We start from the raw sequence: 15240 nt of genomic DNA on the forward strand, positions 1-15240 counted from the left end.
CGCCAAGTTTGCCGGGAGCATCCTGGGAGCCGGGGGGCCGAAGGTCCCGAAAGGGGCGGGTCCAAGGTCCTGTCGGTGGTGCTCCGTAGACTGGCCGTGTGAGTGAGCCCCGCGACGAGTTCGACCAGGACGCGTTCGACGCGATCGTCGACGCCGAGACAGACCGTGACCCCGACCTGGCCGTGATCGAGGCCGGCAGCCGCACCCTGCGCGCCCGGGCCGGATCCCCCCAGGACGACGCCGTGCCCGCCCGCCCCGCCGACCCCGAGGTCGACGCGGCGCTGCGCGCGGTGGAGGCCGACCTGGCGACCCGCTGGGGCGAGACCAAGCTGGAGCCGTCCGTCGCCCGCATCTCGGCGCTGATGGACGTCCTGGGCGAGCCCCAGAAGGCGTACCCCTCGATCCACATCACGGGCACCAACGGCAAGACGTCCACCGCCCGCATGATCGAGGCCCTCTTCGGCGCCTTCGAGCTGCGCACCGGCCGCTACACCTCGCCGCACGTGCAGTCCGTCACCGAGCGCATCAGCCTGGACGGCGCCCCCATCCCGGCCGAGCGCTTCGTCGAGACGTACCAGGACATCAAGCCGTACGTGGAGATGGTCGACGCCAAGGAGGAGTACCGGCTCTCCTTCTTCGAGGTCCTCACCGGCATGGCGTACGCCGCCTTCGCCGACGCCCCCGTGGACGTCGCGGTCGTCGAGGTCGGCATGGGCGGCAGCTGGGACGCGACCAACGTGATCGACGGCACCGTCGCCGTCATCACCCCCATCGACCTGGACCACACCGACCGGCTCGGCTCCACGCCCGGCGAGATCGCGGTGGAGAAGTCCGGGATCATCAAGGAGGGCGCCACCGTGGTGCTCTCCCAGCAGCCGGTCGACGCCGCCCAGGTCATCCTCAAGAAGGCCGTCGAGGCCGACGCCACCGTGGCCCGCGAGGGCCTGGAGTTCGGCGTGGTCTCCCGCGAGATCGCGGTCGGCGGCCAGCTGCTCACCCTGCGCGGGCTCGGCGGGGAGTACGAGCAGGTGTTCCTGCCGCTGTACGGCGCGCACCAGGCGCACAACGCCGCCGTGGCGCTCGCCGCCGTCGAGGCGTTCTTCGGCATCGGCGCGGACCACGCCCGCACCCTGGACGTCGAGGCGGTGCGCCGCGCCTTCGCCTCGGTGTCCTCCCCGGGCCGCCTCGAGGTCGTGCGGCGCTCACCGACGGTGGTGCTGGACGCCGCGCACAACCCGGCGGGCGCGCGGGCCACCGCCGACGGCATCACCGAGGCGTTCAGCTTCTCGCGGCTGATCGGCGTCGTGGGCGCCAGCGGCGACAAGGACGTGCGGGGCCTGCTCGAGGCCTTCGAGCCGATCTTCGCCGAGGTCGTGGTCACCCGTAACTCCAGCCACCGCTCGATGGACGTGGACGAGCTGGCCGCCGTCGCGGTGGAGGTCTTCGGCGACGAGCGGGTCGTGGTGGAGCCCCGGCTGGACGACGCCCTGGAGGCGGCGATCACGCTGGCCGAGGAAGAGGACGAGTACGCGGGCGCGGGCGTCCTGGTCACGGGCTCCGTGATCACGGTGGGCGAGGCGCGCCTCCTGCTGGGAAGGGGCTGAGGTTTCGATGCGGACTCTGTGCGCGTCCACGCTGATCGGCGAGTTCTTCGTGATCGGTTTCGCCGGGCTCGTCGCGATGAAGGACCCGGACCTGACCCAGGCCACGGTCTGGACGGTGTGCGGCGTCGCGATGTTCCTGTCCGTGGTGCTGTGCGGGATGATCACGCGCCCGGGCGGGGTCCAGCTGGGCTGGGCGCTGCAGATCGCGCTGATCGCCAGCGGCTTCGTGGTACCGGTGATGTTCTTCCTGGGCGCCGTGTTCGCGGGGCTGTGGTGGTGCTCGGTGCACTACGGCCGCAAGATCGACGACGCGAAGGCCCGCTGGGCGGCGGCGCAGGAGGCGGCGGAGGCGGCAAGCGCGGCTCCGGGCTCGGCCTGACGCTGAGTGACGGTGCGGGGAACACGCCCTGTAACCTCTGAAGCCCCGGAAGCGGGGCCCGCATCCGCACATGCACAAGGGAGTCCGTACCGTGAGCCAGCGCACGCTCGTCCTGCTCAAGCCCGACACCGTACGCCGCGGCCTGATCGGCGAGGTCATCGGCCGCATCGAGCGCAAGGCCGGCTGGACCATCACGGCGCTGGAGCTGCGCCGGCTGGACCAGGAGACCCTGGAGCAGCACTACGGCGAGCACAAGGGCAAGGCTTTCTACGAGCCGCTGATGGGCTTCATGCAGTCCGGCCCCGTCGTCGCCCTCGTCGTCGAGGGGGAGCGCGTGATCGAGGGGCTGCGGACGCTCGCGGGGCCGACGGACCCGATCGCCGCCGCCCCCGGCTCGATCCGGGGTGACTTCGGGACCATCGTCCGGGAGAACCTGATCCACGCCTCGGACTCCGAGGAGTCCGCCATTCGGGAACTGAAGATCTTCTTCCCCGGCATTTCCTGACGATACGTCAGCCATATAGCCGCCATGACCTGGGGCGACCGAAGGAATTTCGGTCGCCCTTCGGCATATGAACGCCTGTTTGGGGAACGCATCGGTCCGACACCTCGTCACCTAATAACAGAGGTGGACCACCGCGCCGTGGTTGTGCGGGCGGCACTACGATGGAACCTCACCGCCAGGCACAGTCACAGCGCACCACCACACCACCTCGCCGACCTGAGAAGCCGTCAACGCTCAACCCGGGAAGGCCCGACGCATCCTCATGGGAAACAAGGGGAACTCAATGTCGTTCATCGGCCGTGACATGGCTGTCGACCTCGGGACCGCCAACACGCTGGTGTACGTCAGGGGTCGCGGCATCGTCCTCAACGAGCCGTCGGTCGTCGCCATCAACACCAACACCGGCGGGATCCTCGCGGTGGGCGCCGAGGCCAAGAAGATGATCGGCCGGACGCCGGGCAACATCGTTGCCGTCCGGCCGCTGAAGGACGGCGTGATCGCCGACTTCGAGATCACCGAGCGGATGCTCCGCTACTTCATCCTCAAGATCCACAAGCGCCGCTACCTGGCCCGCCCGCGCGTGGTCGTCTGCGTGCCCAGCGGCATCACGGGAGTCGAGCGCCGCGCCGTCATCGAGGCCTCCACGCAGGCCGGTGCCCGTCAGGTGCACATCATCGAGGAGCCCATGGCCGCGGCCATCGGCTCCGGCCTGCCGGTCCACGAGGCCACCGGCAACATGGTGGTCGACATCGGCGGCGGCACCACCGAGGTCGCCGTGATCTCGCTCGGCGGCATCGTGACCGCCCAGTCGATCCGCGTCGCGGGCGACGAGCTGGACAACGCGATCATCCAGCACATCAAGAAGGAGTACTCGCTGCTCCTCGGCGAGCGCACCGCCGAGCAGATCAAGATCACCATCGGTTCGGCGTACGACCTGGACAAGGACGAGCACACCGAGATCCGCGGCCGCGACCTCGTCTCGGGCCTGCCCAAGACCGTGGTCATCTCCGCCGCCGAGGTCCGCAAGGCCATCGAGGAGCCGGTCAACGCCATCGTCGACGCCGTGAAGACCACGCTGGACAAGTGCCCGCCGGAGCTCTCCGGTGACGTCATGGACCGCGGCATCGTTCTCACCGGTGGCGGCGCCCTGCTGCGCGGCCTGGACGAGCGGCTGCGCCGCGAGACCGGGATGCCGATCCACATCGCCGAGGACCCGCTGGACTCCGTGGCGCTGGGCTCCGGCAAGTGCGTCGAGGAGTTCGAGGCGCTGCAGCAGGTGCTCGACGCGCAGCCGCGCAGATAGCGGCGGCGCGCCGGTCCGCCGTACGGAGCCCTGCCCGACCCCGTACGGCGGACCGCTGACACCCCGGCACCCCCCCAACAGAACAGAACCATTCCTACGAGGAAGGCACGGCCGCCGCACGTGAGGGACACACGAGAGAGCCGGCTGCTCCTGGTGCTGCTGATCGCCATCGCGTTCGCACTGATCACGGTGGACATCCGGGGCGGCGAGGAGTCACCGGTCGACGGTGCCCGGCAAGCCGCCGCCGCGGTCTTCGGCCCCGTCGAGAACGGTGTCGCGGCCGCGGTCGACCCGGTCGGCAACGCCATCGGGGCCGTACGGGACTCCGGCGAGCGCCACGACCGCATCAGCGAACTGGAGCGGGAGAACGCCGCGCTCAAGGCCCGGCTCGGCAGCGACGTGCGCAACCGCAGCCGCGTCGCCGAACTCGACAAGATGCTCAAGAAGGCCGGTGCCGGGCAGTACGGCATCAAGGGCGCGGAGGTGATCGCCATAGGAGCGGCCCAGGGCTTCTCCTGGACCGTCACCATCGACTCCGGCTCCAACGACGGCATCAAGCGCGACATGACCGTCCTCAACGGCGACGGGCTCGTCGGCCGCGTCACCACCGTCGGCCCCACCACCTCCACCGTGCTGCTGGCCAACGACCCGGACTTCACCGTCGGCACCCGGATGGAGAAGACCGACGAACTCGGCTTCGCCACCGGCCAGGGCGACCGCCCGCTCTCGGTGCAGCTGCTCAACGGCAAGGCCAAGGTCCGCAAGGGCGACCGCCTGGTCACCTTCGGCTCCCAGGCCGACAAGCCGTTCGTGCCGGGCGTCCCGGTCGGCGAGGTCGTCAAGGTCGACCCGTCCGGCGGCGACCTCACCCGCAACATCTACGTACGCCCCTACGTCGGCTTCACCCGCCTCGACGTCGTCGGCGTCGTCGTCCAGGCCCCGCGCACCGACCCGCGCGACACCGTGCTGCCCGCCAAGCCCCGCCCCACGCCCACGCCGACCGTGACGGTCACCGTCACCCCGTCCGGCCCGGCCGTGCCCGGCGGCGAGCAGCAGACCGCCGAGCGCGCGGGCCAGGACCCGGCCAGGGTCCCCGCCGAGGACGCGGCCCGCAACCAGCCCGTCGCGGGCACCCGCGGCGACGACGAGGAGCAGTAGGGATGCGCTTCAACCGGATGCTGCTGTCCGTCACCCTCGTGGTGGTGGCCCTGGTCGTCCAGGTCTCCGTCCTCGCCCGGCTGCAACTGCCCGGCGCCGTCCCCGACCTGCTGATGCTCACCGTCCTCGGCCTGGCCTTCGTGTACGGGCACGTCAGCGGCGCGCTCATCGGCTTCGGCGCGGGACTCCTCGCCGACCTGGCCCCGCCCGCCGACCACGCCCTGGGGCGCTACGCCCTGGTCCTCTGCGTGATCGGCTACCTGGCCGGCCTGGCCAAGCCGGAGACCGGCCAGATCCGCTCCGCCACCGGGCCCATGTTCGTCGTCGTCGGAGCCGCCATCGGCTCCACCCTGCTGTACGCGGGCGTCGGCGCCCTGGTCGGCGACACCGCCGCCCGCCACGTCGGCCTGGGCACCCTGCTGTTCACCGCCGCCGTCTACGACCTGCTGCTCGCGCCCTTCACCGTGCCGCTCGTCATGGCGCTCGCCAGACGCGCCGAGAACGACCCGCTCGGCGAGAGCGGCGGCGCCGGCGGCAGCGACGTGGCCTCCGGCTGGCTCGCCTCCGGCACCGGCCTGCGCATCGGCAACCAGCGCGGCGGGCTGCGCCTGAAGGCCGCCCGCTCCCGGGCCTCGCGCGCCGGACGCATCAAGGGGGTCAAGCGACTGTGACCGCACAGCCCGCGTGCGAGGGGGGAACGGCAGCATGAGCAACATCCCGGAGACCGGACGGACCCCCCGGGTCCAGATCCGGCTCGTCGTCATCCAGGTCCTCGTCTTCTCGCTGCTGCTCACCCTCGGCGGGCGGCTCTGGTACCTCCAGATCCGCAACGGCCAGGAGTACACCGACGAGGCCAAGAGCAACCACGTCCAGCAGGTCGTCCAGCCCGCCGTGCGCGGCTCCATCCTCGACGCCCGCGGCGTGCCCCTCGCCGACAACGAGACCCGGCTGGTCGTCTCCGCCTCGCGCACCGACCTGATGAAGATGAAGGACGACGGCAAGGCCGTCCTCACCCGCCTCGCCGGCGTCCTGGGCCTGCAGCCCAAGGAGGTCATGGACAAGGTCCGGCTGTGCGACGCCAAGACGCCCCAGCCGTGCTGGAACGGCTCCCCGTACCAGCCGATCCCGGTCACCGACGAGGCCACGCCCAAGCAGGCCCTGCAGATCCGCGAGCGCGCCGAGGACTTCCCCGGCATCACCGCCCAGCCCACCGCCGTACGCCGCTACGCCGCCCCCGGCAAGGCCAACACCGCCCAGGTCCTCGGCTACCTCTCGCCCGTCACCGACGAGGAGATCGAGAAGGCCAAGGACACCGACTCGCCCTACCTGCGCTCCGACCAGGTGGGCCGCTCGGGCCTGGAGCGCACGTACGACAAGGAACTGCGCGGCAAGGCCGGCGTCACCCGCTACGAGGTCGACAACCTCGGCCGGGTCATCGGCGAGGCCGAGAGCGACAAGGCGCAGCCCGGCGCCAACGTGGTCACCTCCATCGACGCGCGCGTCCAGGCGGTCGCCGAGTACGAGCTCAACGAGGCGATGAAGACCGCCCGCAAGGAGTTCGACAAGAACACCGGCGAGAACTACAAGGCCGACTCCGGGGCCGTCGTCGTGATGGAGGCCAAGACCGGCCGCATCGTGGCCATGGCCTCCAACCCGACGTACGACCCCAACGCCTGGGTGGGCGGCATCTCCGCCAAGGACTACGCCGGCCTCACCGGCAAGGACTCCAACTTCCCGCTGCTCAACCGGGCCATCCAGGGCCAGGCCGCGCCCGGCTCGATCTTCAAGGTGGTGCCCACCACCGCCGCGGTCAACGCCGGGTACGACTTCAACGGGCGCTACCCGTGCCCCAGTTCGTACTCCATCGGCGGCCAGACCTTCACCAACTTCGAGTCCCAGGGCCACGGCGACATCACGCTCGGCCAGGCCCTGGAGGTCTCCTGCGACACCGTCTTCTACGCCCTCTCGCACAAGGAGTGGCAGAAGGACGGCGGCCTGAAGCCCAAGAAGGACGCCCACGACTGGTTCTACAAGACGGCCCGCCAGTTCGGCCTCGGCGCCGAGACCGGCATCGACCTGCCCAACGAGGTCAGCGGCCGGGTCCCGGACCGCCAGTGGAAGCAGAAGTTCTGGGAGGCCAACAAGGACTACTGGTGCAAGACGGGCAAGAAGGGCGGGACGTACGTGCAGCAGCTGTCGTACGAGAACTGCCTGGAAGGCAACCTGATGCGCGCCGGTGACTCGGTCAACTACTCCATCGGACAGGGCGACACCCTGGTCACCCCGATCCAGATGGCCACCGTCTACGCCGCCATCGCCAACGGCGGCACCATGTACGACCCCACCGTCGGCAAGGCCATCGTCAGCGCCGACGGCAAGCACGTCGAGGAGATCGCCCCCAAGTCGCACGGCAGGCTGCCGATGAACGCCAAGACCCACGACTTGATAGACGACGCCCTCGCGGGAGTCGCCACCCGCGGCACCGCCGCCTGGCGCTTCGGCCAGGTCGGCTGGCCGCAGGACAAGATCCCGATGCACGCCAAGACGGGTACCGCCGAGGTCTACGGCAAGCAGACGACCTCCTGGTTCGCCACGTACACCAAGGACTACTCGATCATCATGACGATCGCCCAGGGTGGTACCGGCTCCGGCGCCTCCGGCCCCGCCGTGCGCAACATCTACGACGCGATCTACGGCCTCGACGACGCCGGCAACCAGGACGTCAAGCGGGCCCTGCTGCCCCGGCCGCAGAGCGCGCTGCCCAGGATCGAGTCCGACGGCTCCATCGACGCGCCGAGGATCGCCCCGTACGACCCCGAGGCGCAGAAGGCGGTGGACCCGGCCAAGAAGCAGGGCGGCGGGACCCAGCCGGTCGCCGGCGCGCCCGCCGCGCGATGGAGGGACTGAGCCCGCATGGCAGGCACCAACGGCTTCTCCGTCTCCCGCTACGCCCCGCAGCGCGGCACCTTCGCCAAGCTCACCGCCCGTGACTCGATGGTCCGCAGGCTCGACTGGCCGCTGCTCTTCTCGGCCGTCGCCCTGTCGGTCATCGGCTCGCTCCTCGTGTGGTCCGCCACCCGCGGCCGCGAGACCCTCAACCACGGCGACCCGTACTACTTCCTGTTCCGCCACGTCCTGAACACCGGCATCGGCATCGGCCTGATGGTCGGCACCATCTGGCTCGGGCACCGCACCCTGCGCGGCGCGGTCCCCGTCCTCTACGGCATCTCCGTGGTGCTGGTGCTGCTGGTGCTCACCCCGCTGGGCGCCACCATCAACGGCGCCCACGCCTGGATCGTGATCGGCGGCGGATTCTCCCTCCAGCCCTCGGAGTTCGTGAAGATCACGATCATCCTGGGGATGGCGATGATGCTCGCCGCCCGGGTCGACGCCGGCGACCAGCTGCACCCCGACCACCGCACCGTCGCCAAGTCCCTCGGCCTGGCCGCGCTGCCCATAGCGATCGTCATGCTGATGCCGGACCTCGGCTCCGTCATGGTGATGGCGATGATCGTGCTCGGCGTGCTCCTCGCCTCCGGCGCCCCCAACCGCTGGATCTTCGGCCTCCTCGGCACCGGCGTCCTCGGCGCCGTCCTGGTCGCCGCGCTGGGACTGCTCGACGAGTACCAGATCAACCGGTTCGCCGCCTTCGCCAACCCCGAGCTCGACCCCTCCGGCGTCGGCTACAACACCAACCAGGCCCGCATCGCCATCGGCTCCGGCGGCCTGGCCGGCACCGGCCTGTTCAAGGGCTCCCAGACCACCGGCCAGTTCGTGCCCGAACAGCAGACCGACTTCGTCTACACCGTCGCCGGCGAGGAACTCGGCTTCCTGGGCGCCGGACTCATCCTGGTGCTCCTCGGCGTCGTCCTGTGGCGCGCCTGCCGCATCGCCCGCGAGACCAGCGAGCTGTACGGCACGATCGTCGCGGCCGGCATCATCGCCTGGTTCGCCTTCCAGGCCTTCGAGAACATCGGCATGACCCTCGGCATCATGCCCGTCGCCGGACTCCCGCTGCCCTTCGTCTCGTACGGAGGATCCTCGATGTTCGCCGTCTGGGTCGCCATCGGACTCCTCCAGTCGATCAGGGTCCAGCGGCCGATAACGGCCTGAGCGGGACGTACTCGCGACGCCGGGGGTCTGCCCACGCGGACCCCCGGCGTCTACGTTCTTGGCATGGCGGACACCAAGCGCGAGATCGAGCTGAAGTACGAAGCCACTGCCGACACCGAACTGCCCGACCTGACCCGGGTGACCGACGTCGCCTCGGTCGCCGACCGGGGCGTCGCCGAACTCGACGCCGTCTACCACGACACCCGGGGCCTGCGCCTCGCCTCCGACGCCCTCACCCTGCGCCGCCGCACCGGCGGCGACGACGCCGGCTGGCACCTCAAGTTCCCCGTCTCCACCGGCATCCGCGACGAGATACGCGCCCCCCTCGCCCCCACCCTCCCGCGCCCCCTCGCCGCCCTCATCCGCTCCCGGGTCCGCGGCGAGGAAGTCGTCCCCGTGATGCGGCTGCTCTCCACCCGCGCCGTCCACCACCTGCTGGCCGCCGACGGCACCCTCCTCGCCGAGGTCAGCGTCGACACCGTGCGCGCCGAGAACCTGCTGGCCGACGGCCGGGCCGACTGGCGCGAGCTGGAGGTCGAACTCGCCGACGGCGCCGACCCCGCCCTCCTCGCCGCCGTCGGCAAGCGCCTGCGCAAGGCGGGCGTACGCCCCTCCGCGTCCCCGTCCAAACTCGCCCGCGCCCTCACCGAGACCGGCCTGCGCCCCACCCGCCCCGCCCCCGGCGGGGACCCGGCCCCCGGCACCGCCGGCGCCCACGTCCTGGACTACCTGCGCGCCCAGCGCGACGCCCTCGTCGCCCTCGACCCCGCCGTCCGCCGCGACCTGCCCGACTCCGTGCACCAGATGCGCGTCGCCACCCGCCGGATGCGCAGCGCCTTCAAGACCTACCGCCGCGTCCTCGACCGCACCGCCACCGACCCCGTCGGCGGGGAACTGCGCTGGCTCGCCGCCGAACTCGGCGCCGCCCGCGACCACGAGGTCCTCCTGGACCGGCTGCGCACCCGCGTCGACGCACTGCCCCGCACCCTGCTCCTCGGCCCGGTCCGCGGCCGCCTGCGGATCTGGAACGCGGCCCGCGGCTCCGGCTCCCGGCGCCGCGCCCTGAGCACCCTGGACGGCCCGCGCTACCTGGCCCTCCTGGAAGCCCTGGACGCCCTGCTCCAGGCCCCGCCGCTGCTCCCGGCCGCCGCCCGCCCCCCGGAGAAGGCCCTGGCCGCCGCCGTGCGCCGGAACCACGACCGGCTCGCCGCCCGGGTCGGGCGCGCCCTGGAACTGCCCCCGGGCCACGAGCGCGACCTGGCGGCGCACGACGCCCGCAAGGCCGCCAAGCGCGCCCGGTACGCGGGCGAGGCCGCCACCGCCGCCCTGGGTAAGCCCGCCAAGCGCTTCGCCCGGGCCATGAAGGAGGTGCAGACGGTCCTCGGCGACCACCAGGACGCCGTGGTGGCCCGCGAGGCCCTGCGGGCGCTGGCCGTCCAGGCCCACCTGGCGGGGGAGTCCGCCTTCACCTGGGGCCTGTTGTACGGGCAGGAGGAGGCGGCGGCAGCGGCCCGCGAGGCGGAACTCCCGGCCGTGTGGGCACGGGCCTCCGAGCCGGGGCTGAGGGAGGCGCTGGGGAGCTGACGGGGGTGCGGCGGGGGTGCCGGAAGCAGGGGGCGGCGCGGGGCGTGACGGGGCGCGGCGCGGGGTGCGGCGGACGGTCGCCATGATCACCGTGCCTCGGCGTACGCCACTCGCGTTACGCTAGAGAGTCGCCCCCTGCCAGCCACGAAGGTCCGGAGATGTCTGCCGAATCGGTCTTCCCACAGCTCGAAGCGCTGCTCCCGCATGTGCAGAAGCCCATCCAGTACGTCGGCGGTGAGCTGAACTCCACCGTCAAGGCCTGGGACGAATGCGACGTCCGCTGGGCGCTGATGTACCCCGACGCCTACGAGGTCGGGCTGCCCAACCAGGGCGTCATGATCCTGTACGAGGTACTGAACGAGCGCGAGGGCGTGCTCGCCGAGCGCACCTACAGCGTCTGGCCGGACCTGGAGGAGCTGATGCGCGAGCACCGGGTCCCGCAGTTCACGGTCGACTCGCACCGCCCGGTGAAGGCGTTCGACGTCTTCGGCCTCTCCTTCTCCACGGAGCTGGGCTACACCAACATGCTCACGGCCCTGGACCTGGCGGGCATCCCGCTGGAGTCCGAGGACCGCACCCTCGACGACCCGATCGTGCTCGCCGGCGGCCACGCGGCCTTCAACCCGGAGCCGATCGCGCAGTTCATCGACGCGGCGATCATCGGCGACGGCGAGCAGGCCGTGCTCGACATGACCGGGATCATCCGCCAGTGGAAGGCCGAGGGCCGGCCCGGCGGCCGCGAGGAGGTCCTCTTCCGCCTCGCCAGGACCGGCTCGGTGTACGTCCCGGCGTTCTACGACGTGGAGTACCTGCCGGACGGCCGCATCGGCCGCGTCGTGCCGAACCGGTCCGGCGTCCCGTGGCGGGTGTCCAAGCACACCGTCATGGACCTCGACGAGTGGCCCTACCCCAAGCAGCCGCTCGTCCCGCTCGCGGAGACCGTCCACGAGCGCATGTCCGTCGAGATCTTCCGCGGCTGCACCCGCGGCTGCCGCTTCTGCCAGGCCGGCATGATCACGCGCCCCGTGCGGGAGCGAAGCATCACCGGCATCGGCGACATGGTCGAGAAGGGCCTGAAGGCCACCGGCTTCGAAGAGGTCGGCCTGCTCTCGCTCTCCTCCGCGGACCACACCGAGATCGGCGACATCGCCAAGGGCCTGGCGGACCGGTACGAAGAGGACAAGATCGGCCTCTCGCTGCCGTCCACCCGGGTCGACGCGTTCAACGTGGACCTGGCCAACGAGCTGACCCGCAACGGCCGCCGGTCCGGCCTCACCTTCGCCCCCGAGGGCGGCTCCGAGCGCATGCGCAAGGTCATCAACAAGATGGTCTCGGAGGAGGACCTGATCCGTACGGTCGCCACGGCCTACGGCAACGGCTGGCGCCAGGTGAAGCTGTACTTCATGTGCGGGCTGCCCACCGAGACCGACGAAGACGTCATGCAGATCGCCGACATGGCGATGAACGTGATCCAGAAGGGCCGCGAGGTCTCCGGGTCCAACGACATCCGCTGCACCGTCTCCATCGGCGGCTTCGTCCCCAAGCCGCACACCCCGTTCCAGTGGGCCCCCCAGCTCTCGGCCGAGGAGACGGACGCGCGCCTGGAGAAGCTCCGGGACAAGATCCGCGGCGACAAGAAGTACGGCCGCTCGATCGGCTTCCGCTACCACGACGGCAAGCCGGGCATCGTCGAGGGCCTGCTCTCCCGCGGCGACCGCCGCATCGGCTCCGTGATCCGCGCGGTGTACGAGGACGGCGGCCGCTTCGACGGCTGGCGCGAGCACTTCAGCTACGACCGCTGGATGGCCTGCGCGGACAAGGCCCTGGCGGACTTCGGCCTGGACGTCGACTGGTACACCACCCGCGAGCGCACCTACGAGGAGGTCCTGCCCTGGGACCACCTGGACTCCGGCCTGGACAAGGACTGGCTCTGGGAGGACTGGCAGGACGCCCTCGACGAGACCGAGGTCGAGGACTGCCGCTGGACGCCGTGCTTCGACTGCGGGGTGTGTCCTCAGCTCCAGACCGAGATCCAGATCGGCCCGACCGGCAAGAAGCTGCTGCCGCTGTCGGTCAAGTAACGCCCACGAGCGGGTAACACCCTCGCAACGGCCCGGTCCCGGGGTAACCCGGGGCCGGGCCTTCGGCGTCCTTTCGGGCATGGACATGGAGAAGCGGGTCCCCGCGCCGGTGCCGGCCGAGCCCGAGGGGTGCCTCGTCGCCGTCGTGCGCGTTCCGGTGCGGATCGTCGCCGTGCTCGTGGTGCTGCCGGTGCGGATGGTGTGGGACGTGCTCGTCGCGGTGGGGCGCGCGGTGGACCGGGGCGTGCTGCGGCCGGTGGGGCGGGGGTTCGGGTGGCTGGGGCGGCAGGTGTACGCGTACCTGCTCGCCCCGGTCGGGCACGTGCTGTACGCCTACGGGCTCGCGCCGTTCGGCAGGGCGGTGGTGTGGCTGGGGCGGCGGCTGGACGCGCTGCTGGGGTGGCTCGGGCGGCAGGTGTACGCGTACCTCCTGGTGCCGCTGGGCGTGGTGCTGGTGTGGCTGGCGAAGGCCGTTTTCGTGTGGCCCTGGGTGGGGCTCTGGCGCTACCTGGTCGTCCCGGTGGGGCGGGGGCTGGGATGGGTCGTGGGGGCCGTGGGGCGGGCGGTCGTGTGGCTGGTGGGGGCCGTGTGGGCGTACGGGTTCGTGCCCGTGGGGCGGGGGCTTGGGTGGCTCGGGCGGCAGGGGTACGGGTACGTGCTCGCTCCGGTCGGGCGGGCCGTGGCGTGGTTGGTCCGGCAGGCGTACGCGTACGGGCTCGTGCCGGTGGGGCGTGGTGTGGCGTGGGTGGCCGGGGCCGTGTGGGCGCATCTCGTGGTTCCCGTGGCGCGGGGCGCGGCGTGGGTCGTAGGGGCCGTGGGGCGGGCGGCCGTGTGGGTCGTGGGGGCCGTGTGGGCGTACGGGTTCGTGCCCGTGGGGCGGGCGGTTGTGTGGGTGGTGGGGGCCGGGTGGGCGTACGTGGTGCGGCCCGTGGGGGTCGCCGGGGGGTGGGTGGTCGTCAATTTGCTGGTCAGGCCGGTGGTGTGGGCGTGGAACCGGGTCCTCGTGCCGTTCGTGCGGGAGGTCGGCGGTGCCCTGGAGGTCGCCTGGCGCGTCGCCGGGTACTTGTCGCGGGCCGTCGGGCGCACCCTGAAGTGGCTCGGGTGGCAGCTGGTCGGCCGGCCCCTCGGGTGGGCGTACCGCGCGGTGTGCGTCCCGGTCGGCCACTTCGTGCGCGACGCGCTGTGGCGGCCGGGGCGCCGGGTGGTCGCGGAGGTCGTGGCGACCGCCCGGCAGGCGGTGCGCCAGGCGCGCCGTGACGTGTGGCGGGCGCTGGTCGGCGGGGCCCGGCCGGAGGAGCCGGGGGAACCGGTACGGGCCCGGGCGCGTACTCTGGGTAGTACGACGAGCGTTCCCGGCGCGGCGCCCGCACCCGAGGTCTCCCCGCTGCAGCGGGGGTGAACCGGGCGGCGGCCCCCTGGGAACCCCACCAGGATTCGAGGGCGGCGCGCCACCGCGCCCGCCCCGCACCGAGGAGAAGAACCACTGGGCAAGCGACAGCCCGAAGGCCCGCCGCCCGCACCTGCGGTGCAGCGCATCCGTCTGCGCTACACCAAGCGCGGCCGCCTCCGGTTCACCAGCCACCGCGACTTCCAGCGCGCCTTCGAGCGCGCGCTGCGCCGCGCCGAGGTGCCCATGGCGTACTCGGCGGGCTTCACCCCGCACCCCAAGGTGTCGTACGCGAACGCCGCCCCGACCGGGACGGGCTCCGAGGGCGAGTTCCTGGAGATCGCGCTCACCGAGCACCGCGACCCCGAGAAGCTGCGGGCCCTGCTCGACGAGTCGCTGCCGGACGGCCTCGACATCGTCGACGCCGTCGAGGCGCGCACCCCGGGACTCGCCGACCGGCTCACCGCCTCCGTGTGGGAGCTGCGCCTGGAAGGGGTCCCGGTCGAGGAGGCCCGGTCCGCGGTCGCCGCGTTCCTGGGCGCCGAGGCGGTCGAGGTGCGGCGGAAGACCAAGAACGGGATCCGTACGTTCGACGCGCGGGGAGCCGTTGCCGCACTGGAGGCGCAGGAGCCTCGTCCACAGGCTGATAGGCCCGCGGACGGCCCCTGTGCGATACTGCGGCTGGTTGTTCGGCACGTGACGCCTGCCGTGCGACCCGACGACGTCCTGTCCGGTCTCCGAGCTGTGGCCGACCTGGCGCCGCCGGTCCCCGCAGCGGTGACCAGGCTGGCGCAGGGGCTCTTCGACGAGGAGTCCGGCACGGTGACCGACCCGCTCGCGCCCGACCGCGAGGCAGCCCCGGCCGCTCCACCCACGGCCGCCGGGACCGCCAACGCGACGGCGCCGGAAGGTCCCGCCGCGTAGGGAACGGTCGTCGTAGCGCAGCCCTCGGACTCGGGAGCCACCTGGGTCGGGCAGCGCGTTGACCAGGAGACTTTCGCCAGGCCGTGCGCACAGGGCGTACGGAACCGGCGAGCCAGACATAACAGCTCCCGTGCGGCGACCGCGCCCCGGACGGCGGCACTCGCGCACCAGTTGCGCGCAGTTGCCGCCGGACCGGACCAGG

Annotated in this window: 12 protein-coding genes; all 12 read left to right on the forward strand. The window is 71.9% G+C overall.

All coding sequences use genetic code 11. The features are described 5' to 3' along the window. Positions 1–98: 98 nt before the first annotated feature. Entirely contained in the window at positions 99–1604 is a 1506-nt protein-coding gene (gene folC, locus ABT160_RS00235) for a bifunctional tetrahydrofolate synthase/dihydrofolate synthase (RefSeq protein WP_351641546.1), read from the forward strand. 7 nt (positions 1605–1611) lie between these two features. After that, positions 1612–1983: a DUF4233 domain-containing protein gene (locus ABT160_RS00240; RefSeq protein ID WP_351641548.1), complete on the forward strand. Its 372-nt coding sequence runs from the start codon at positions 1612–1614 to the stop codon at positions 1981–1983. 91 nt (positions 1984–2074) lie between these two features. Next, on the forward strand, positions 2075–2488 hold the full coding sequence (gene ndk, locus ABT160_RS00245) for a nucleoside-diphosphate kinase (protein ID WP_351641550.1): 414 nt from the start codon (positions 2075–2077) through the stop codon (positions 2486–2488). A gap of 283 nt (positions 2489–2771) precedes the next feature. Further along, positions 2772–3791 (forward strand): rod shape-determining protein, encoded by a 1020-nt coding sequence (locus ABT160_RS00250; RefSeq protein WP_017239313.1) that lies wholly within the window; start codon positions 2772–2774, stop codon positions 3789–3791. Between the two features lie 120 nt (positions 3792–3911). Further along, the gene (gene mreC / locus ABT160_RS00255; protein WP_351641552.1) at positions 3912–4949 is read left to right on the forward strand and encodes a rod shape-determining protein MreC; all 1038 of its coding nucleotides are present in this window, start codon (positions 3912–3914) and stop codon (positions 4947–4949) included. Between the two features lie 2 nt (positions 4950–4951). Continuing rightward, a complete protein-coding gene (gene mreD, locus ABT160_RS00260) occupies positions 4952–5620 on the forward strand; it encodes a rod shape-determining protein MreD (protein ID WP_351641554.1) in 669 nt (222 codons plus the stop codon). Positions 5621–5654: 34 nt separating this feature from the next. Beyond that, positions 5655–7856 carry a penicillin-binding protein 2 gene (mrdA, locus tag ABT160_RS00265; protein ID WP_351641556.1) on the forward strand — a complete coding sequence of 734 codons (2202 nt, stop codon included), beginning with the start codon at positions 5655–5657 and terminating at the stop codon, positions 7854–7856. A 6-nt stretch (positions 7857–7862) separates the two neighbouring features. Then, positions 7863–9062 (forward strand): rod shape-determining protein RodA, encoded by a 1200-nt coding sequence (rodA, locus tag ABT160_RS00270; RefSeq protein WP_351641557.1) that lies wholly within the window; start codon positions 7863–7865, stop codon positions 9060–9062. 63 nt (positions 9063–9125) lie between these two features. Beyond that, entirely contained in the window at positions 9126–10646 is a 1521-nt protein-coding gene (locus ABT160_RS00275) for a CYTH and CHAD domain-containing protein (RefSeq protein ID WP_351641559.1), read from the forward strand. Between the two features lie 158 nt (positions 10647–10804). Beyond that, positions 10805–12727 (forward strand): TIGR03960 family B12-binding radical SAM protein, encoded by a 1923-nt coding sequence (locus tag ABT160_RS00280; protein WP_351641561.1) that lies wholly within the window; start codon positions 10805–10807, stop codon positions 12725–12727. A gap of 79 nt (positions 12728–12806) precedes the next feature. Further along, positions 12807–14126 carry a hypothetical protein gene (locus ABT160_RS00285; RefSeq protein ID WP_351641562.1) on the forward strand — a complete coding sequence of 440 codons (1320 nt, stop codon included), beginning with the start codon at positions 12807–12809 and terminating at the stop codon, positions 14124–14126. A gap of 126 nt (positions 14127–14252) precedes the next feature. After that, positions 14253–15038: a TIGR03936 family radical SAM-associated protein gene (locus ABT160_RS00290; RefSeq protein WP_351641563.1), complete on the forward strand. Its 786-nt coding sequence runs from the start codon at positions 14253–14255 to the stop codon at positions 15036–15038. Positions 15039–15240: the final 202 nt, after the last annotated feature.

Source organism: Streptomyces sp. NPDC001941 (assembly GCF_040296945.1).
In the GTDB taxonomy this organism is placed as follows: domain Bacteria; phylum Actinomycetota; class Actinomycetes; order Streptomycetales; family Streptomycetaceae; genus Streptomyces.